General features: G+C 60.3%; 15 protein-coding genes and 1 pseudogene. 8 read left to right on the forward strand and 8 right to left on the reverse strand.

What is annotated here, in order from left to right; all coding sequences use genetic code 11:
* Nucleotides 1-157 precede the first annotated feature (157 nt).
* The 3 genes and pseudogenes from IE188_RS12875 to IE188_RS12885 form a co-directional block, all read right to left on the reverse strand.
* Nucleotides 158-346: pseudogene (locus IE188_RS12875) on the reverse strand (integrase core domain-containing protein); the annotation flags it as partial.
* An 89-nt stretch (nt 347-435) separates the two neighbouring features.
* The gene (locus tag IE188_RS12880) at nt 436-1,107 is read right to left on the reverse strand and encodes an SDR family NAD(P)-dependent oxidoreductase (protein ID WP_191286922.1); all 672 of its coding nucleotides are present in this window, start codon (nt 1,105-1,107) and stop codon (nt 436-438) included.
* 86 nt (nt 1,108-1,193) lie between these two features.
* Complete coding sequence (locus IE188_RS12885; protein WP_191286923.1) at nt 1,194-2,453, reverse strand: urate hydroxylase PuuD; 1,260 nt, start codon at nt 2,451-2,453, stop codon at nt 1,194-1,196.
* A gap of 103 nt (nt 2,454-2,556) precedes the next feature.
* Here IE188_RS12885 and IE188_RS12890 point away from each other — a divergent pair, with 103 nt between their 5' ends.
* Nucleotides 2,557-3,462, forward strand: coding sequence for a LysR family transcriptional regulator (locus IE188_RS12890; protein ID WP_191286924.1), 906 nt, complete (start codon nt 2,557-2,559; stop codon nt 3,460-3,462).
* A gap of 9 nt (nt 3,463-3,471) precedes the next feature.
* Here the strand turns inward: IE188_RS12890 and uraH are convergent, their stop codons facing one another.
* The gene (uraH, locus tag IE188_RS12895; protein WP_191286925.1) at nt 3,472-3,825 is read right to left on the reverse strand and encodes a hydroxyisourate hydrolase; all 354 of its coding nucleotides are present in this window, start codon (nt 3,823-3,825) and stop codon (nt 3,472-3,474) included.
* A gap of 145 nt (nt 3,826-3,970) precedes the next feature.
* On the opposite strand from uraH, the gene puuE reads away from it, so the two are divergent.
* The 7 genes from puuE to IE188_RS12930 all read left to right on the forward strand — a co-directional run bounded on the left by puuE (nt 3,971) and on the right by IE188_RS12930 (nt 14,166).
* Nucleotides 3,971-5,386: an allantoinase PuuE gene (gene puuE / locus IE188_RS12900; protein ID WP_191286926.1), complete on the forward strand. Its 1,416-nt coding sequence runs from the start codon at nt 3,971-3,973 to the stop codon at nt 5,384-5,386.
* Entirely contained in the window at nt 5,383-5,871 is a 489-nt protein-coding gene (locus IE188_RS12905; RefSeq protein WP_191286927.1) for an ureidoglycolate lyase, read from the forward strand. The genes puuE and IE188_RS12905 overlap by 4 nt, the downstream gene beginning before the upstream one ends.
* Before the next feature lie 61 nt (nt 5,872-5,932).
* On the forward strand, nt 5,933-7,369 hold the full coding sequence (locus IE188_RS12910) for a uracil-xanthine permease family protein (protein ID WP_191286928.1): 1,437 nt from the start codon (nt 5,933-5,935) through the stop codon (nt 7,367-7,369).
* Between the two features lie 212 nt (nt 7,370-7,581).
* A complete protein-coding gene (aceE, locus tag IE188_RS12915) occupies nt 7,582-10,239 on the forward strand; it encodes a pyruvate dehydrogenase (acetyl-transferring), homodimeric type (protein WP_191286929.1) in 2,658 nt (885 codons plus the stop codon).
* 24 nt (nt 10,240-10,263) lie between these two features.
* On the forward strand, nt 10,264-11,535 hold the full coding sequence (gene aceF, locus IE188_RS12920) for a dihydrolipoyllysine-residue acetyltransferase (protein WP_191286930.1): 1,272 nt from the start codon (nt 10,264-10,266) through the stop codon (nt 11,533-11,535).
* 13 nt (nt 11,536-11,548) lie between these two features.
* Nucleotides 11,549-13,291: a dihydrolipoyl dehydrogenase gene (lpdA, locus tag IE188_RS12925; protein WP_191286931.1), complete on the forward strand. Its 1,743-nt coding sequence runs from the start codon at nt 11,549-11,551 to the stop codon at nt 13,289-13,291.
* Between the two features lie 122 nt (nt 13,292-13,413).
* Nucleotides 13,414-14,166 (forward strand): sulfite exporter TauE/SafE family protein, encoded by a 753-nt coding sequence (locus tag IE188_RS12930; RefSeq protein ID WP_191286932.1) that lies wholly within the window; start codon nt 13,414-13,416, stop codon nt 14,164-14,166.
* A gap of 43 nt (nt 14,167-14,209) precedes the next feature.
* On the opposite strand, the gene IE188_RS12935 is transcribed toward IE188_RS12930, so the two are convergent.
* From IE188_RS12935 to IE188_RS12950, 4 genes are all read right to left on the reverse strand, one after another.
* The gene (locus tag IE188_RS12935) at nt 14,210-14,581 is read right to left on the reverse strand and encodes a VOC family protein (protein WP_191286933.1); all 372 of its coding nucleotides are present in this window, start codon (nt 14,579-14,581) and stop codon (nt 14,210-14,212) included.
* A gap of 37 nt (nt 14,582-14,618) precedes the next feature.
* A complete protein-coding gene (locus tag IE188_RS12940; protein WP_191286934.1) occupies nt 14,619-15,125 on the reverse strand; it encodes an AmiS/UreI family transporter in 507 nt (168 codons plus the stop codon).
* 78 nt (nt 15,126-15,203) lie between these two features.
* Nucleotides 15,204-16,670: a nucleobase:cation symporter-2 family protein gene (locus IE188_RS12945; RefSeq protein WP_308442456.1), complete on the reverse strand. Its 1,467-nt coding sequence runs from the start codon at nt 16,668-16,670 to the stop codon at nt 15,204-15,206.
* A 117-nt stretch (nt 16,671-16,787) separates the two neighbouring features.
* Complete coding sequence (locus tag IE188_RS12950) at nt 16,788-19,064, reverse strand: NADP-dependent malic enzyme (RefSeq protein WP_191286935.1); 2,277 nt, start codon at nt 19,062-19,064, stop codon at nt 16,788-16,790.
* Nucleotides 19,065-19,180: the final 116 nt, after the last annotated feature.

Below are 19,180 nucleotides of genomic sequence, written 5' to 3' on the forward strand. Positions count from 1 at the left end.
CGTTGCGCTCAGAGTGACATTTCTGCTTTGCGAACCAGGTGACATTTCTACTTGGTTGCAACATGTATATAACCGGAAATTAATCCAAATTGGTGGACCACTTTCGGGGGGCTACTCCACAACTTGGTCTACCCCCACGGGTGGTCCAGTTTGGTTGTTAGTGTATCGTGGTCCTCTGGTCCATGCGAACGATGCTTTCGGATGCGGGCGGACGGTAACTCAAGGCGCTATGCGGCCTGAAGGTACTGCAGTGGATACGCCATTGCTCGATCAGGGTTTGCGCTTCCTGCAGGCTGTAAAAGGCTTCTTCGTTGAGCCGGTCGTCTCGAAACCGCGCGCTGATGCTTTACCACTGTCTTGAGAAACGGGGTGATCAGTGCTGGTAAACCAGAACCTCGCGCGAAATGCACGCCGTGATCATTCCAAGGCATGTCCTCACCACACCACCTCTTTCCCTGCCCAGTCAAAGAAGCAGCCGGTGTCTTCCGGGCTCAGCCCCTCCATGACATTCAGCAGGTTGTTGGCTGCGTCGCCGGGCGGGACGGATTTGTGTTGGGGATAGTCTTGGGTGAAGGGTGTGGCGACCGTGCCGGGATGCAGGGCGACGCAGATCAGTTGCTTGTGCGTCCGGCGCAATTCGATCGAGGCGGTTTTGATTAACTGATTCAGCGCCGCTTTTGAGCTGCGATAGGAATACCAGCCGCCCAGCCGGTTGTCGCCAATCGACCCCACTCGCGCTGACAGGGCGGCAAAGACTGCCCGCCGGTCGCGGGGCAAAAGGTGTTTGGCATGTTTCAGGATAAGCGCCGGGCCAATGGCGTTCACGGCAAACAGCACGGCAAGTTCATCTGCTGTTACGGCTTCGATGGATTTCTCGGGACCGGTCTGTTCGGCCAGAATGCCCGTGGCGACGATGATCTTGTCAAAGGGACCGTCGAGCTGACCGAACGCGTCGGACACGCTGTCCTCATCGGTGATGTCCAGCCCGTCGTCGGTGCGCGACAGGCCGGTGACGGCATATCCCCGTTCGGACAGGGCGGTCACAAGGGCCGTCCCCACCCCGCCCGAGGCCCCGATCACCAGCGCGCGTTTGTTTGATTCTGTCATGACGGGATCTTACGGGGCGCCGCCCGTGCGCGCAAAGGCCCTTGCCGGGACAAGAGCCTTTAGCTGATTGGCATGAGGGGGGTCGGTCAGTTCGACGCGATATAGAAGGGCAAATCCTTGGCCGCGTTCTTGTACCAAGCGATGATTTTTTTGCGTTCTTCTTCTTCCATAAAGGACACGTTGGCCGGTGGCATGGCGACCGAGACGCCAGCTTGCAGATAGATCTGGCGTGCGGCGTTGGCGATGTCGCCCGTGGTTTCCAGATGGATGCCCTTGGGCGCGCGGCGGATACCGTCATAGTAAACCTCGCGCGCATGACACATGGAGCAGCGGCCCAGGACAATGTCCTGGACCTCTTCAAACCCTTCGGCATTTGCGAAGATCTGCTCGGTCTTGCTCAGCGGGCGGGCTTCGGCCTCTTCCAACGTGTCATTCTCCAACGGTGCGGTGGACAGCCACATGATCATGATGAACAGAACCGCCGTCACCAGCCACGTCCACTTGGGGTCACTTGTGCCCGCATGGTTCGAGTTGAAATAGTGCCGAATCGACACGCCCATCAGGAACACCAGCGCTGCGATGATCCAGTTATACTCCGACGCAAAGGCCAGCGGATAATGGTTGGACAGCATCAGGAAGATGACCGGCAGCGTCAGATAGTTGTTGTGGGTCGAGCGCAGCTTGGCGATCTTGCCATACTTGGCGTCCGGCGTGCGGCCTTCCTGCAGGTCTTTCACAACGATGCGCTGGTTGGGCATGATGATGAAGAACACGTTGGCGGTCATGATCGTCGCGGTGAAGGCACCAAGGTGCAGCATGGTCGCGCGACCGGTGAAGATCTGGTTGTATCCCCAACCCATCGCCACCAGCAGGACGAACAGAAGCACCATCAGGACGGTCGGATTTTCCGCCAGCGGTGATTTGCACAGACGGTCATAGACCAGCCAGCCGATCGACAGCGACACCGCCGAGATCAGGATGCCCTGCCACAGCGCCAGGTCAGCTTTCTGCGCGTCGATCAGGTAAAGCTCGCCCCCCACCCAATAAACGATCATCAGAAGCGCCGCGCCTGACAGCCAGGTGGTGTAGCTTTCCCACTTGAACCAGATCAGGTGCTCGGGCATGTTTTCCGGCGCCACAAGGAACTTGCGGATGTGGTAGAACCCGCCTCCGTGAACCTGCCATTCTTCGCCGTGCGCGCCCTTGGGCAGATCCGGTGCTTTGCGCAGGCCAAGGTCCAACGCGACAAAGTAAAAGGACGAGCCAATCCAGGCCATGGCGGTGATGACGTGCAACCAACGGACCGCAAAGGCCAGCCAGTCCCACATGATTGCAAGATCTTGCATAGGGTTTTCCTCCGAGCTTTTGTAAAAAGGTAGCTCAATGAGGGATTATCGTATATTGGGAAAAAGTATCTAGCTGCTTCAAAAAAAGCGAAAGAATAGGGCCATGGCCTATCTGGACAACATCAGAACCTTCGTACGCGTCTATGAACTGGGCAGCATGTCAGCTGCCGCGCGCGATCTGCGCATCTCGGCGGCGGTCGCGTCTTCGCGAATTTCGCAGCTTGAAGGCCATCTGGGCATTCGCCTGTTCCAGCGCACCACCCGGCTTCTGAACCCGACCGAACAGGGCAATACGTTCTATAAAGGTGCCAGCAAGATCCTGGAAGCGGTCGAGGCCGCCGAGGCCGATATCAGCGACATCACACGGTCGCCACGCGGCACCTTGCATGTCGCCGCCCCGATCGGCATTGCGCAGCGGTTCATCGCGCCTGCGGTGCCGAAATTCAGGGAAACCTATCCGCTGATCAACATTCGCCTGCGGTCATCGGACCGCAAGCTGGACCTGGCTGCCGAAGGGCTGGACGCCGCCTTTTTCCTGGGTGTGCCCGAAGACAGCAACCTGCGCATTCGCAAGATCACCGATTGCCCGCGCGTTTTGTGTGCGTCGCCGGAATATATCCGCAACCACGGCATGCCGAAAACCAGTGACGAGCTGCGCACCGACATGCATGATTGCCTGAACCTGCGCTATCCGGGCGCGCCCGAGTTTCAATGGCCCTTGCAGTCCGCGGATGGTGTAAAACGTGTCACTGTGTCGGGGCCGTTCGAGTCGGACCACGGCGAAATCCTGACCAACTGGGCGTTGGGTGGGCATGGGATTGTCTTGAAAACGGTGTTCGAGATCTCGGACCATCTGGCCAAGGGGCGTTTGGTGCCGGTTCTGACCAACGAACCCCCCCTGCCCATCCAATTGGCCTGCCTTTACATGCACCGCCGCAGGCAGGACCCGAAGGCCCGCCTGTTCATCGACTTCATGGTGGATCACATTCAGGCGGCAATGCCCAAATAGACCTGACCCTTAGCTGCCGCGATAGGTTGAATAGCCGAAGGGCGACAGCAGCAGGGGCACGTGGTAATGGGCTTCCTCCGACATGCCAAAGCGCAACGGCACCTCGTCAAGGAAGCGCGGGCTTTCCGGCGGCGTGCCGATGGCATCCAGATACGCACCCGTATGGAACACCAGTTCATAGGTGCCAAGCGCAAACTCGCTGGCGGGCAGGATCTGTTCATCCGTGCGTCCGTCATCGTTGGTTTTCAGGCTGCGCAAATGGGTGCGTTTGTCGCCCTCGATCCGATACAGGTCGATCTCAAGCCCTTCGGCCGGGCAGCCTCGGGCCGTGTCCAGAACATGTGTCGTCAGATATCCGGTCATGTGGCATCTCCTTCTGAGTTGTCACATTAATGTCCATTCCGTGCCGATCAATACATAGGGAAGCGGCAAAAAGCTCTTTCAAAAATTATGCGAAAGTCGCCATAATTATTTTGCGGTATAAGAAAGAGAAAGAAGGAGATCCGAGTTGACACGCTACACCCGTGATATGCGCGGCTATGGCCCGAACCCGCCCGATCCGCAATGGCCGGGCAATGCCAAGGTCGCGGTGCAGTTTGTGCTGAACTACGAAGAAGGTGCGGAAAACTGCATCCTACACGGCGATGACGCGTCCGAGGCGTTTCTGTCCGACATTCCCGGTGCCGCGCCCTGGCCTGGTAAACGTCACTGGAACATGGAATCGATGTATGAATACGGTGCGCGCGCCGGGTTCTGGCGTCTGCATCGGCTGTTCACCGGCGCAGGTATTCCGCTGACCATCTATGGCGTCGCCCGCGCGCTGTCGCGCAGCCCCGAACAGGTTCAGGCGATGAAGGACGCGGATTGGGAAATTGCCAGCCACGGCCTGAAATGGATCGAACACAAGGACATGCCCGAAGACGCGGAACGCGCCGCGATTGCCGAAGCCGTGCGCCTGCATACCGAGGTCGTGGGCGAGCGTCCGCGCGGCTGGTACACGGGCCGCTGCTCGGAAAACACCGTGCGTCTGGCCGCCGAAGAAGGCGGGTTTGCCTATGTGTCCGATACTTACGACGACGATCTGCCCTATTGGATGGAGGTCGGCGACCGTGATCAACTGATCATCCCCTACACGCTGGAAGCCAACGACATGCGTTTCGCCACTGCGCCGGGATGGGTCACAGGGCAGGATTTCGGCGACTATCTGATTGATGCGTTCGACACGCTCTATGCCGAAGGTCAGGCCGGGCGCCCCGCGATGATGAGCGTCGGCCTGCATTGTCGTCTGGTCGGTCGCCCCGGCAAAATCGCTGGTCTGAAACGGTTTATCGACCATATTCAGGCCCATGACGGCGTCTGGACCCCGCGTCGCATCGACATTGCCGATCACTGGGCAAAGACCCATCCGCCCCAGCGGTTTGAGCGCCCCAGCCAGATGGACAAGGCACGGTTTGTGTCGCTTTACGGCTCGATATTCGAACACTCCCCGTGGATAGCCGAACGCGCCTTCGATCTGGAGCTTGGCCCCGCCCATGATAGCGCCGCAGGTGTGCACAACGCTCTGTCCCGCGCTTTCCGCACCGCGACCGAGGACGAGCGCCTTGGCGTGCTGACCGCGCACCCCGATCTGGCGGGCAAGCTGGCCGCCGCAGGCCAGCTGACCGCCGAAAGCACCTCGGAACAGGCGGGCGCAGGGCTGGACTTTCTGACCGATGAGGAACGCGAGACCTTCACCAAGCTCAACACCGCCTATGTGGAAAAGCACGGCTTTCCCTTCATCATCGCGGTGCGCGATCACGACAAGGCGTCGATCCTGGCGAATTTCCACACCCGGATCGACAATGATCGTGACACCGAGTTTGCCGAAGCCTGCCGTCAGGTCGAACGCATCGCGCAATTCCGCCTGAAGGATCTGCTTCCGTGACGCACACGCTATCGACACAGCCCCTGACCGCAGCCGCCTTTGCCCCCTTCGGCGAGGTGATCGAGGTATCGGGCACACCTGACAAGATCATAAACCAAGGCATGTGCGGGCGTCATCACGACCTCGCCACCCTTGATTTTGCGGATGGTCGCGTCGGGATCAGCCTGTTTGACGCCAAGGCGCGCACCTTTCCCTATTCGGTCGATATGGTCGAACGTCATCCCGACGGCAGTCAGGCGTTCATTCCGGTGTCCGGCACGCCGATGCTGGTCGTCGTGGCCGAAGACCGGGACGGTGTGCCGGTAAATCTGCGGGCCTTCGTTTCGCAGCCCGGCCAATCCATCAACCTGCATCGCGGGGTCTGGCACGGCGTGCTCGCCCCCATCGAAAAACCGGGACAGTTCATCGTCATCGACCGCATCGGTGACGGGCCGAACTTGCAAGAACACTGGTTCGACGACCCCTATATCGTCCAGTCAGTCTAACAGGGCACCCCGCCGCAGAAGCGGGGGCCTAGCGCGAACAGTCTAAATGGGAGGAAACCACATGGCTGACAACTCGATAGGGACTGCAGAACAACTGCGGGATCCAGATTATACGCCCCCGTTGCACAAGGCGATTCCGCTGGGCATCCAGCACGTCCTTGCGATGTTCGTGTCGAACGTCACCCCCGCGATCATCGTTGCGGGCGCGGCGGGTTTCGGGTTCGGGTCAAACTCGCCCGATTTCCCTGAACTGCTCTATCTGATCCAGATGTCGATGCTGTTTGCCGGTGTGGCGACGCTGTTGCAAACCTTCACGCTCGGACCCATCGGAGCAGCCCTGCCCATCGTGCAGGGCACGTCCTTTGCATTCCTGCCGATCATGATCCCGCTGGTGGCGGGCAAAGGTGTTGACGCGCTGGCGGCGCTGTTCACCGGGGTCATCATCGGCGGTATCTTCCACGCCTTCCTTGGCACGTTCATCGGCAAGCTGCGCTTTGCCCTGCCCCCGCTTGTCACCGGGCTTGTCGTCACAATGATCGGTCTGGCGCTGGTGCAGGTGGGCATCCAGTATGCCGCCGGTGGTGTGCCCGCGATCGGCACCCCGGAATACGGGTCGCTTCTGAACTGGTCCGCCGCGCTGGTGGTGATCATCGTCACGCTGGGGCTGAAATTCTTCACCCGGGGGATGCTGTCGATCTCGGCGGTGCTGATCGGGCTGATCGTCGGCTATGTTTATGCGATCATGATCGGCATGTTGTCGCTGGACGCCATCGCCGGATCATGGAGCAATGCCAGCGCCTTCGCCCTGCCGATGCCCTTCAAATACGGGTTCGAAATGTCCGCCGCCGCCATCATCGGCTTCTGCCTGATGGCGTTCATCTCGGCGATTGAAACCGTCGGCGATGTGTCCGGGATCACCAAAGGTGGTGCTGGCCGCGAAGCCACCGACAAGGAAATCCAGGGCGCGACCTATGCGGACGGGGTCGGCACGGCCGTTGCCGGCATGTTCGGCGCGTTCCCCAACACTTCGTTCAGCCAGAACGTGGGTCTGATCGCCATGACCGGCGTGATGAGCCGCCACGTCGTCACCTGTGGAGCGATCTTCCTGATCATCTGCGGTCTGGTCCCGAAAGTCGGTGGTGTCATACGCACCGTCCCGATCGAGGTTCTGGGCGGCGGCGTGATCGTGATGTTCGGAATGGTTGTGGCCGCCGGTATCTCGATGCTGTCGGATGTGGACTGGAACCGCCGCAACATGGTGATCTTCGCGATTGCCCTGTCCATCGGTCTGGGTCTGCAACTTGAGCCGGGCGCCCTTCAGCACCTGTCGGACACGCCGCGGATCCTGCTGACCTCGGGCCTTCTGCCTGCGGCCCTGATTGCCATCATCCTGAACCTGATTCTGCCGCACGAGCTGGCGGATGAAGCAACCGAAGAGGTTTCGGGCGGCCATGCAGGTCACGGGCTTGGCTCGATCCCGCGTGACGATCACGTTTGATATAAACATATTGGGCGCCCCCGGGCGGGGGCGTCCAACACTGCGAAAGATGCTGAACCTGTACTGTTTTTCCTTTTTGCGCGCCTTGCCCCTGACCAGGTGGCCTCAGGTGCGGATGAATTTTCGAACACCCCAAAACAGAAACCCGGTGGGAAAATACCGCCTGATGGACCAGTATTGCCCAATGAACCGAACAAAACGGAGACCGCGACATGGCTGATTTACCCAACGATATTGATCCCATTGAATCGCGCGAATGGCAGGAAGCCATCGAGGATGTCATCGCACGTGACGGACCGGACCGGGCGCATTTCCTGCTGGACAAATCGGTGCAGCAGGCGCGCGCCGCCGGGGCGAACCTGCCGTTTTCCGCGACCACGCCGTATCAGAACACCATTCCCGCGGATGACGAGCTTGAGATCCCTGGCAACATGGACATGGAATGGCGCATCCGCACGATCAACCGCTGGAACGCAATGGCCACCGTTGTGCGCCGCAACAAGGTGTCTTCGGAATATGGCGGGCATATCGCGTCCTTCGCGTCCTCGGCGGTGATGTATGACATCGGGCTGAACCACTTCTGGCGCTCGAAATCCGCGATCCACGGTGGCGATCTGGTGTTTTTCCAGGGCCACGTGATCCCCGGCATCTATGCGCGGTCTTTCATGGAAGGCCGCATCTCCGAAGAAACGCTGGAAAATTTCCGGTCCGAGGTCGACGGCAAGGGCCTGTCCTCGTATCCCCACCCGTGGCTGATGCCGGATTACTGGCAGTTCCCCACCGTCTCGATGGGGCTTGGCCCGCTGATGGCGATCTATCAGGCGCGGTTCATGAAATACATGCACAATCGCGGCCTGATTGACATGGCCGACCGCAAGGTCTGGGTCTTCCTGGGCGATGGCGAGATGGATGAACCCGAAAGCCGCGGCGCCATCGACCTGGCCGCCCGCGAAGGGCTGGACAACCTGATTTTTGTCGTCAACTGCAACCTGCAACGGTTGGACGGCCCGGTGCGCGGCAACTCGAAGATCGTGCAAGAGCTGGAGGGCGACTTCCGCGGTGCAGGCTGGAACGTCATCAAGCTGCTCTGGGGCAAGGGCTGGGACGAGCTCTTGGAAAAAGACACCTCTGGCCGCCTGCGTCAGTTGATGGATGAGACCGTCGATGGCGACTACCAGACCTTCAAATCCAAGGACGGGGCCTATATCCGCAAGCATTTCTTCGGCAAATACCCGGAAACCGCCACTCTGGTCGAAGACTGGACTGACGATCAGATCTGGGCCTTGCGCCGGGGCGGGCATGACCCGCAAAAGGTCTATACCGCGTTCAAACGTGCGACGGAAACGAAGGGTCAGCCCACCTGCCTACTGGTTAAAACCGTCAAGGGTTACGGCATGGGCAAGGCCGGTGAAGGTCAGAACATCACTCACCAGCAAAAGAAAATGGCCGAGGATCAGCTGCGTGCCTTCCGTGACCGGTTCGACATCCCGGTCAGCGACGAAGATCTGCCAAACGCGCCCTTCGTGAAGCTGAACAACGCGCAGAAATCCTATCTTCTGGACCAGCGCAAGAAACTGGGCGGCGCGTTCCCCAAGCGCGACTGGCGCGATACGCCCAAACTGGACATCCCCAGCCTGGACAAGTTCGAGGCTCAGCTCAAGGGGACGGGCGAACGTGAAATCTCGACCACAATGGCGTTTGTCCGCATTCTGACCACGCTTCTCAGGGACAAGAATATCGGCAAGAACGTCGTGCCCATCGTGCCGGACGAAAGCCGCACTTTCGGGATGGAAGGTCTGTTCCGATCCGTCGGGATTTATAACCCCGAAGGGCAGAACTATACCCCCGAAGATGCCGACCAGATGATGTATTACAAGGAAAGCACCTCGGGTCAGGTGCTTCAGGAGGGCATCAACGAAGCCGGTGCCATGGCCGACTGGATCGCGGCGGCAACCGCCTATTCCAATCACGGCGTGCCGATGATCCCGTTCTTCATCTATTACTCGATGTTCGGGTTCCAGCGGATCGGCGATCTGGCCTGGGCCGCAGGCGACAGCCGCGCGCGCGGCTTCATGCTGGGGGGCACCGCAGGGCGCACGACGCTGAACGGCGAAGGCTTGCAGCACGAGGATGGCCACAGCCACATTCTGGCAGGCACCATCCCCAACTGCATCAGCTACGACCCGACCTTCCAATACGAGGTTGCGGTGATCGTGCATAACGGCCTCAAACGCATGTATGCCGATCAGGAGGACGTGTATTTCTATCTGACCCTGATGAACGAAAACTACTCGCACCCCGATATGCCGATGGGCGTCGAGGACGAGATCATCAAAGGTCTGTATCGTCTTGAAGAGGTCAAGAAACCCGGCAAGAAACACGTGACCCTGATGGGGTCAGGCACCATTCTGGTGCAGGCGATGAAAGCCGCAGAGATGCTGAAAGAAGACTTTGGCGTCACAGCGGAAATCTGGTCGGCCACATCGTTCAACGAACTGGCCCGCGACTGTCAGGACGTGGCGCGCTGGAACCGCCTGAACCCGCTGGCCGAGCCGCGCACGTCTTTCGTGCATCAGCAATTGTCCAAGGCGAATGGCCCGATCATCGCCGCGACCGACTACATGAAAAACTATGCCGAACAGATCCGGGCCTGTGTGCCGGGGCGCTACACGGTGCTGGGCACCGATGGCTTCGGCCGGTCGGACAGCCGCGTGAACCTGCGCCGCTTCTTCGAGGTGGACGCAAACCACATCGCCGCTGCCGCCATGGTCGATCTTTATCGCGACGGCAACATTACCAAGAAGGTGCTGCAAGAGGCGCTTTCCAAATATGACATCGACGGCGAAAAGCCGAACCCGCGTCTGGTCTGAGCGCGTAAGAAGAGGAGACAGAGAATGACTGTTGAAGTGAAAGTCCCCGATATTGGCGATTTCTCGGACGTGCCGGTGATCGGCATTCTGGTCAGCGTGGGCGATGTGATCGCCGAAGAAGACCCGATTGTTGAACTGGAAAGCGACAAGGCGACGCTGGAAGTCCCCTCGCCCGCCGCGGGCAAGGTGGTCGAGATCAAGGTATCCGAAGGCGATACCGTGTCCGAAGGGTCGTTGATCCTGATGCTGGAAGGCGACGGTGCCGCGGCAGATGCGCCATCCCCCGCCCCTGCTGCCGACGCAGCCCCTGCCCCGGCCGCAACACCCGCAGCCGCACCGGCCCCTGCCCCGGCGGCAGCACCAGCAGCGGTGACGGATGCGGGCTTTGGCAAGGCTCATGCCAGCCCGTCTGTCCGCGCCTTTGCACGCCAGTTGGACATTGATCTGGCACAGGTCAACGGGTCAGGCCGCAAGGGCCGCATCCTGCGCGAGGACGTGACCGCCTTCCTGAAATCGAAATCTGCCCCTGCGGGCGGTGGAGCAGCGGTTAGCGGTGGCATGGGCATTCCGCCGATCCCCGCCGTCGACTTCTCGAAATTCGGCCCCACCGAAGATGTCGAGATGCCGCGCATCAAGAAGATCTCTGGCCCTGCATTGCACCGGTCATGGCTGAACATCCCGCATGTCACCCATAACGAAGAAGCCGACATTACCGATCTGGACGGCTATCGCCGTGAATTGGATGCGCAGGCCAAACAAGACGGCTATCGCGTGACGCTTCTGTCTTTCATGATCAAGGCCAGCGTATCCGCCCTGAAAACCCATTGGGAGGTCAATTCCTCGATCCATCCCGATGGCGACAAGCTGATCCGCAAGGATTTCTATAACATTGGCTTCGCTGCCGACACGCCCAACGGGCTGATGGTGCCGGTGATAAAGGACGCCGACCGCAAGGGGATCATCGAGATTTCCAAGGAGCTGGGCGAGCTGTCCGCCAAGGCACGCGACGGCAAGCTGAAAGGCGACGACATGTCGGGCGCGACCTTCACCATCTCGTCGCTGGGCGGGATCGGCGGCACGTCGTTCACCCCCATCGTCAACGCGCCCGAGGTCGCCATTCTGGGCCTGACCCGATCGAAAATGGCCCCGGTCTGGAACGGCGAGGAATTCGTGCCGCGCAACATGCAGCCGCTCAGCCTGTCTTATGACCACCGCGCCATTGACGGCGCGCTGGCCGCCCGCTTCTGCGCTACGTTGAAACACCTGCTCGGCGATGTGCGCCGGCTGATGCTGTAAGGGGGACGATCTGATGGATGTGAAAGTTCCTGATATTGGCGATTTCTCGGATGTTCCGGTCATCGGCATCCTCGTCTCGGTTGGCGATACGGTCGCCGCCGAAGACCCTTTGATCGAGCTGGAAAGCGACAAGGCGACGATGGAAGTCCCCTCGCCCGCCGCTGGCGTGGTGAAGGAAATCAAGGTGGCCGAAGGCGACACGGTGTCCGAAGGCTCGGTGATCATGGTTCTGGAAGGCGCGGATGCGGGCGACACACCAGCCGACGCTCCGAAAGAAGACACCGCCCCGGCCCAAGCCCCGGCCGCGGTTGCCGCCACAGGCACCGCCACCGGCCAGGGCGACATTCACGGCGAAGTCGTTGTGCTTGGCTCTGGCCCCGGCGGCTATACCGCTGCCTTCCGCGCCGCTGACCTTGGCAAAAAGGTCGTGCTGATCGAGAAAGACAGCAATCTTGGCGGGGTTTGCCTGAATGTGGGCTGTATCCCCTCCAAGGCGCTTCTGCACGCCGCCAAGGTGATCTCCGAAGCCGACGAGATGGGCGAGCACGGCATCAAATTCGCCAAGCCCAAGGTCGATCTGAAAAAGCTGCGCAGCTGGAAAGAAAGCGTCGTGAACCAGTTGACCGGTGGTCTGTCCGGTCTGGCCAAGGTGCGCAAGGTGCAGGTGGTGAACGGCTATGGTCGTTTCTCCGGCCCCAACATGATCGAGGTGCAGACCGATGACGGCCTGACCAAGGTCAGCTTTGATCAGTGCATCATCGCCGCCGGGTCTGAACCCGTCACCCTGCCCTTCATCCCGCATGACGATCCCCGCGTGATCGATTCAACCGGCGCGTTGGAGTTGGAAGACGTGCCCAAGCGCCTGTTGGTGCTGGGGGGCGGCATCATCGGCTTGGAAATGGCCACTGTCTATGACGCGCTCGGGTCGAAAGTCACGATTGTCGAGTTCATGGACCAGATCATTCCCGGTGCCGACAAGGACATCGTGAAACCTTTGCACAAGCGGATCGAGGGCCGTTACGAAGCCATCCTGACCAAGACGAAAGTCACCGCGGTCGAGGCGCAGAAAAAGGGCCTGAAGGTCACGATGGAAGGCCCGGACGGCGAGAAAACCGACACGTTCGACAAGGTTTTGGTCGCGGTGGGCCGTAAACCCAACGGGCACATGGTGGATGCTGAAAAAGCTGGCGTTGCCGTGGACGAACGCGGCTTCATCAACGTCGACAACCAGCAGCGCACCGGGGTGCCGCACATCTTCGCCATCGGCGACGTGGTCGGCCAACCGATGCTAGCCCACAAGGCGGTACACGAAGGCAAGGTGGCCGCAGAAGTTGCCGCCGGTGAAAAGCGGTTCTTTGACGCGCGCGTGATCCCGTCTGTCGCCTATACCGACCCCGAGGTCGCTTGGGTCGGCGTGACGGAAACCGAGGCCAAGGCGCAAGGCATCAAGGTCGGCAAAGGCAGCTTCCCGTGGGCAGCCTCGGGTCGGTCGCTGTCGCTGGGACGCTCCGAAGGCATCACCAAGCTGATCTTCGATGAGGAAGACGACCGCGTGATCGGCGCAGGCATCGTCGGCCCCAACGCAGGCGACCTGATTGCCGAGGTGGCGCTGGCGATCGAAATGGGCGCGGACGCCGTCGATCTGGGCCACACCATCCACCCGCACCCGACCCTGTCGGAAACGGTGAACTTCGCTGCCGAGATGTTCGAAGGCACGATCACCGACCTGATCCCGCCCAAGAAACGCAAGAAGTGACGCACCGCCCGAACCGGGCCAATCACCAGACAAGGCGCGCCCCGTCCGGCGCGCCTTTTTCCTTTGTTGCAGTCCTTACCCGAGCCTCCTAAGAATGGGGCACCCCAAAGACGAGCAGTTCCATGCAAGACTTCATCATCCTTGCCATCGCGGCTTACGCGGCGGGCGTTCTGAACACCATTGCCGGGGGCGGCACCTTCCTGACCCTGCCCGCTTTGGTCTTTACCGGTGTGCCGGTGGTCGCGGCGAATGCCACCAGCGCCGTGGCGGTCTTCCCCGGCTATCTGGGCGGGGCGCTGGGGTTCTTACCTGAACTGAAAAGCTTCGATCGCAAACGGATGATCAAGCTGACACTTGTCACGCTGGCGGGCGGCGTTGTCGGGGCCGGATTGCTTCTGATTTCGTCCGACAAAGCCTTTTCGGCGGTGGTGCCGTTTCTACTGCTCGCCGCGACATTGGTCTTCCTGTTTGGCGATCAGTTACGGAACTGGAGTGCCAAACACAGCCGATCCGTCACCCCTTATGGCGTGATGGGGTTGTTTCTGGTCAGCATCTATGGCGGTTATTTCAACGGCGGGTTGGGGATCGTCCTTCTGGCGCTGTTCGCACTCTGGGGCATGTCCAACATCCACCAGATGAACGGGCTGAAGAACGGGTTGTCCTTCGCGCTCTCCGCCATCTCGGTCGCGATTTTCGCATTGGCCGGGCTGGTGGCATGGCCGCAGGCGCTGGTGATGATGGTCGCATCCACGATTGGTGGATACACCGGTGCCCCCGTCGCCCGCGCAATCCCGGTTCCGGTCCTGCGTTTGATCATCGCCATCATCGGCTTTTCGATGAGCGCGGTGTTTTTCTACCGCTTCCTCGCTGGATGACGACAGAAACCTCAACCAACCAGAAAGATAGGGCTGATCCGGTTCACCCGTGGAACACCGCTTCGATGCGGTTGCCCTCGGGGTCGATGATGAACGCCACATAATAGGTCGCGTTATACTCGGGCCGCAAACCGGGGGGACCATTATCGCGCCCGCCTGCCTTCAAGGCTTCGGCATGGAACCGGTGCACACTGTCCCGATCCGGCGCGCGGAAGGCCACATGCGTGCCCCGGCGCGCGCGGCCTTCATCCGCCATCAGTCCGAAATCGTCCTCTCGTCCGATACCATAGGCAACCATGGACGGCTTTTCCCAAACGATATGGAACCCCAGCGCGGGCATGACACGATCATAGAACTTTCGTGTTTCTTCAAAATCAGAAACGCCAAGGGTCACGTGATCAAGGACAGTGGACATGCGATATGCCTTTCATGGAAGCCGGGGGGCCAGCCTATCACGGCGTTGCCCCGTGCAGATATAACAACCCCGGTAGCCAGCCTGTCAAAACGCCGGTGGCGAAGGTCGCGGCCACCGTCAGCTTGCGGATGTTCCAGCCCAGACCAAGTTCCAGAAAATAGATGAACCACAGCACAGACCACGCGGCCCAGCTTGCCGCCATCCACAGACCCCACAAAGACGGTGAGGCGACGATAAATACCATGGGCAACACGGTGATTGCGACAAACAGGCTGAACCATCCAAGCCCCCGCCCGTTGCACCCCGCCGCGCGGTTATAGGCAACCCAGCCATAGGTGATCGCAAACAACAGCGTCATCGCCGCGTCGCGCATTCCGGTCTGGTCAATCGCACCCAACGCCAGACCCAAGGCAACAGATATAGAAATCGCGGCAACCGCCACGTTGATCACGATGATCTCGCGATCTTCGATCCGGCCTGCCAGCCAGATGCTGTTCAACACCAGAACCGCACCGACATACAGTAACGTAATCCCCAGCAACATATGCGCGCCCTTCTTGAACGAGAAAGGGAAGGGACAAACGCCCCTTCCCCGGTTTTTACAAGCTGTCAGATCGTCAGATCAGTGACCGCCATCGGATTGTTTCGCGGCCTCGACCAGCTCCTCTTCCGAGATTTCCTTGGTGCCGTTGAAGGCCATGTTCAACACGACCGCAGCAATCGCTGCCAGCAGAATGCCCGAGTGGATCAGCGGCTCGATCGAATGCGGCAGCCACATGGTGAATTTCGGTGCGATCAGGGGGATCATCCCCATACCCAGCGAAATGGCGACGATCAGACCGTTATAGCGGTTGTGCTTGAAATCAACGCCACCCAGGATGCGCACACCCGTCGCCGCCACCATGCCGAACATCACCAGACCAGCACCGCCAAGAACGGCCACCGGCAGAGCTTCGACCAAGGCGCCCATTTTCGGCACCAGACCCAGCACGATCATGATGACACCACCGGCCACGCAGACATAGCGGCTCCGGATGCCGGTCACGCCCACCAGTCCCACGTTCTGGCTGAACGAGGTATAGGGGAAGGTGTTGAACACCCCACCGATCAGCGTGCCCAGACCATCGGTGCGCAGACCGGCCGACAGCGACGGACGCTCGATCTTCTTGTTGCACATCTCGCCCAGGGCCAGGAACATGCCGGTCGATTCAATCATCACCACGATCATGACAAGCGTCATGGTTAGGATCATGATGGGGTCGAAAATCGGCAGACCGAAGCGGAACGGCGTGATCAGGGCGAACCAGCCGGCATGACCGACGCTGTCAAAATGCATCATGCCGATCGAAGCGGCAAATACCGCGCCGACGATGATCCCCAGCAGGACCGAGATGTTGGCCAGGAAGCCCTTGGCGTATTTCATCACTACGATGATGGTCAGCAGAACGACGCCCGAGATCATCATGTTCTGCGGCGTTGCGTAACGCGGGTTGTCCACGGTCGGTGCGACTGTCAGCCCTTCCGGGATGGCCGGAATTGCGCCGCTTGCAAGCATGCCCCGCACTTCCTCAAGCCATGCCGTGTGGGCAGGATCGACAATTTCAGGTGCGGTGGGGCCGACGGGCAGGCCGAAGATCCAGTTGATCCCGACGCGCATCAACGTGACACCGATCACCAGGATGATCGTGCCCGTGACAACAGGTGGGAAGAACCGCAACATGCGGCTGACCAGTGGCGCGATCAGCATCGCAATGATCCCGGCACCAATGATGGCTCCGAAAATCATCCGTGCCCCGTCGACGCCTGGATTGGCCACCGCAATCGACACCATCGGCCCGACCGAGGCAAAGGTCACACCCATCATGACCGGCATCTTGATGCCGAACCATTTGGACGCACCCAGTGACTGGATGATGGTGACCACGCCGCAGACAAACAGGTCTGCGGAAATCAGGAATGCCACCTGTTCAGGGTTCAGCTTCAGAACACGTCCGACGATCAGCGGCACCGCGATGGCACCGGCATACATCACCAGAACGTGTTGAAGCCCAAGGGTAAAAAAGTCGCGCGGGCGGTAGCTTTTCGTCAACCGGATCCACGTCTGTGGTTACTGCAGACATTTGGGTTTTCCTCCTCCAAACTTAATTGTTGTGGCCGGGGGGAAGAGGACGCTCTTGCGACGTTTGCCGACCCCACGACCCGATGCTCAGCCATAGCTGGACACCGCAGATCCGGCCAAAGCAGCCGTATTCAAAAGCCCCCTTACGGTGATCGAGGGCGTCACGATATGCACGCGGTTGCCCATCCCCATCAGGATCGGACCGACCTCCAGCCCGCCGGCGACCGTTTTAAGGATGTTGCGCGTGGCACCTGCCGCATCCGTGTTGGCATAGACCAGCACGTTGGCCTTGCCGGTCAGACGCCCACCGGGAAACAGCCGCTCGCGCAGGTCAGGGTCAAGGGCTGCATCGGTGTGCATCTCGCCTTCGTATTCAAAATCCAGCGGTTGCTGATCAAGAATGTCCAATGCCCCGCGCATGGCCCGCCCGGACGCGCTGTCCAGATTGCCGAATTGCGAACCCGAACACAGCGCGATCCGCGGTTCGATCCCGAACCGTCGCACGTGGCGGGCGGCAGCCACGACGATCTCGGACAGTTGTTGAGCATCGGGTGTGATGTTCACATGGGTATCCGCCACAAACAGCGGCCCCTGATCCAGGATCATCAAGGACAGGGCACCGACCGGGTGCAGTTCGCCTTCCGCCAGCAGGCTGGTGGCATAGTTCAGGTGCCAGCGAAATTCGCCGAACGTGCCGCAGACCATGCTGTCGGCTTCCTCGCGCCGGACCATCACGGCGGCAATCGCCGTGGTGTTGGTGCGCAGGATGGCCTTGGCCAGATCGGGTGTGACCCCCTGACGGGCCATGACATCGTGATAGGTTTCCCAGTATTCGCGATACCGCTGGTCGCTTTCCGGGTTCACCAGTTCGAAATCCTGCCCCGGCTTGATCTTCAGCCCTTCGCGTTCAAGGCGTGCCTCGACCACTTCGGGACGACCGATCAGGATGGGGGTGTCCACGCCTTCTTCGACCATCGTCTGGGCGGCGCGCAACACGCGCTCGTCCTCGCCCTCGGCGAAAACGATCCGGCGCTTGGCAGCACGGGCGGCGTCGAACACGCGGCGCATGATGGAGTATGACCGGAACACCTCGCCCTGAAGGGTGGTCTTGTATTCGTCCAGATCAAGCTCGCGGGTCGCAACCCCCGACTCGATGGCCGCACGCGCCACCGCAGTGGCAATCGTCGGCAACAGGCGCGGGTCAAACGGTTTGGGGATCAGGTATTCCGACCCGAAGGTCAGACGCTCGCCGCGATAGGCCACCCCGACCTCGGCCGAGGTCGTTTCCCGCGCCAGCCCGGCAATCGCCTCGACACAGGCCAGCTTCATCGCGTCATTGATCTCGGTCGCGCCGCTGTCCAGCGCGCCGCGGAAGATGAACGGGAAACACAGGACGTTGTTGACCTGATTGGGATAATCCGACCGGCCGGTGGCGATCAGGGCGCCGGGCGCGACCTCGCGCGCCTCTTCGGGCATGATCTCGGGCGTGGGGTTGGCGAGCGCGAAGATGATCGGATCATCCGCCATCTTCTTCACCATGTCCTGGGTCAACAGGCCCGGGCCCGAGACACCCAGGAACAGATCCGCCCCGACCATCGCATCATCGGTGGTGCGCATGTCGGTGTCGCGGGCGAATTCCTGCTTTTGCGGGTTCAGATCGGTGCGGCCCGTGTGGACCACGCCCTTGCTGTCCAGCATGGTGATATGCTCTTTCTTGACGCCCATCACCATCAGCATTTTCAGGCAGGCAATGCCCGCCGCGCCTGCGCCCAAGGCGACAACCTTGATATCCTCGACCTTCTTTTTGGCCACGATCAACGCGTTGAACGCGGCAGCCGAGGCCACAATGGCCGTACCGTGCTGATCGTCATGGAACACCGGGATGTTCATCTTCTTCCGGCACAGTTCCTCGACCAAAAAGCAGTCGGGTGCCTTGATATCCTCAAGGTTCACCGCGCCGAAGGTGGGTTCCAGCTTGGCAACGATCTCGGCCAGTTTTTCGGGATCGGTTTCATTGACTTCGATGTCGAAGCAATCAATGCCAGCGAATTTCTTGAACAGAACCGCCTTGCCTTCCATCACCGGCTTCGACGCCTGCGCGCCGATATTGCCCAGCCCCAGAACCGCCGTCCCGTTCGAGATCACGGCAACAAGGTTGCCCTTGGATGTGTAGCGCGCCGCGTCCGCCGGGTTCTTCTCGATCTCAAGACAGGCTTCAGCCACACCGGGGCTATAGGCGTTCGACAGATCGCGCCCGGTGGCCATCGGCTTGGTCGCGCGGATTTCCAGTTTTCCGGGCTTCGGAAACTCGTGATAATCCAGTGCTTCTTGTCGTTTGTCGGCGCTTTTATTGTCCAGAGCCATGTTCTGTTCCTCCTCCAGAGCGGGCCGGAAAGGCGCCGCAATCAGCATGCTGTGGGTTTGCCCCACCTGTTGTCATGCTGATACTAACCATAAATCGGTTGGTCATGTTGCACTGT

Source organism: Aliiroseovarius zhejiangensis (genome assembly GCF_014656375.1).
Taxonomy (GTDB): domain Bacteria; phylum Pseudomonadota; class Alphaproteobacteria; order Rhodobacterales; family Rhodobacteraceae; genus Aliiroseovarius; species Aliiroseovarius zhejiangensis.

Excerpts from the sequence above, each read along its gene's own strand:
- IE188_RS12940 (WP_191286934.1), bottom strand. The coding sequence starts at position 15,125 with ATGTTGCTGGGGATTACGTTACTGTATGTCGGTGCGGTTCTGGTGTTG.
- IE188_RS12930 (WP_191286932.1), top strand. The coding sequence starts at position 13,414 with ATGCAAGACTTCATCATCCTTGCCATCGCGGCTTACGCGGCGGGCGTT.
- IE188_RS12910 (WP_191286928.1), top strand. The coding sequence starts at position 5,933 with ATGGCTGACAACTCGATAGGGACTGCAGAACAACTGCGGGATCCAGAT.
- uraH (WP_191286925.1), bottom strand. The coding sequence starts at position 3,825 with ATGACCGGATATCTGACGACACATGTTCTGGACACGGCCCGAGGCTGC.
- IE188_RS12890 (WP_191286924.1), top strand. The coding sequence starts at position 2,557 with ATGGCCTATCTGGACAACATCAGAACCTTCGTACGCGTCTATGAACTG.
- IE188_RS12885 (WP_191286923.1), bottom strand. The coding sequence starts at position 2,453 with ATGCAAGATCTTGCAATCATGTGGGACTGGCTGGCCTTTGCGGTCCGT.
- IE188_RS12950 (WP_191286935.1), bottom strand. The coding sequence starts at position 19,064 with ATGGCTCTGGACAATAAAAGCGCCGACAAACGACAAGAAGCACTGGAT.
- lpdA (WP_191286931.1), top strand. The coding sequence starts at position 11,549 with ATGGATGTGAAAGTTCCTGATATTGGCGATTTCTCGGATGTTCCGGTC.
- aceF (WP_191286930.1), top strand. The coding sequence starts at position 10,264 with ATGACTGTTGAAGTGAAAGTCCCCGATATTGGCGATTTCTCGGACGTG.
- aceE (WP_191286929.1), top strand. The coding sequence starts at position 7,582 with ATGGCTGATTTACCCAACGATATTGATCCCATTGAATCGCGCGAATGG.
- IE188_RS12935 (WP_191286933.1), bottom strand. The coding sequence starts at position 14,581 with ATGTCCACTGTCCTTGATCACGTGACCCTTGGCGTTTCTGATTTTGAA.
- IE188_RS12880 (WP_191286922.1), bottom strand. The coding sequence starts at position 1,107 with ATGACAGAATCAAACAAACGCGCGCTGGTGATCGGGGCCTCGGGCGGG.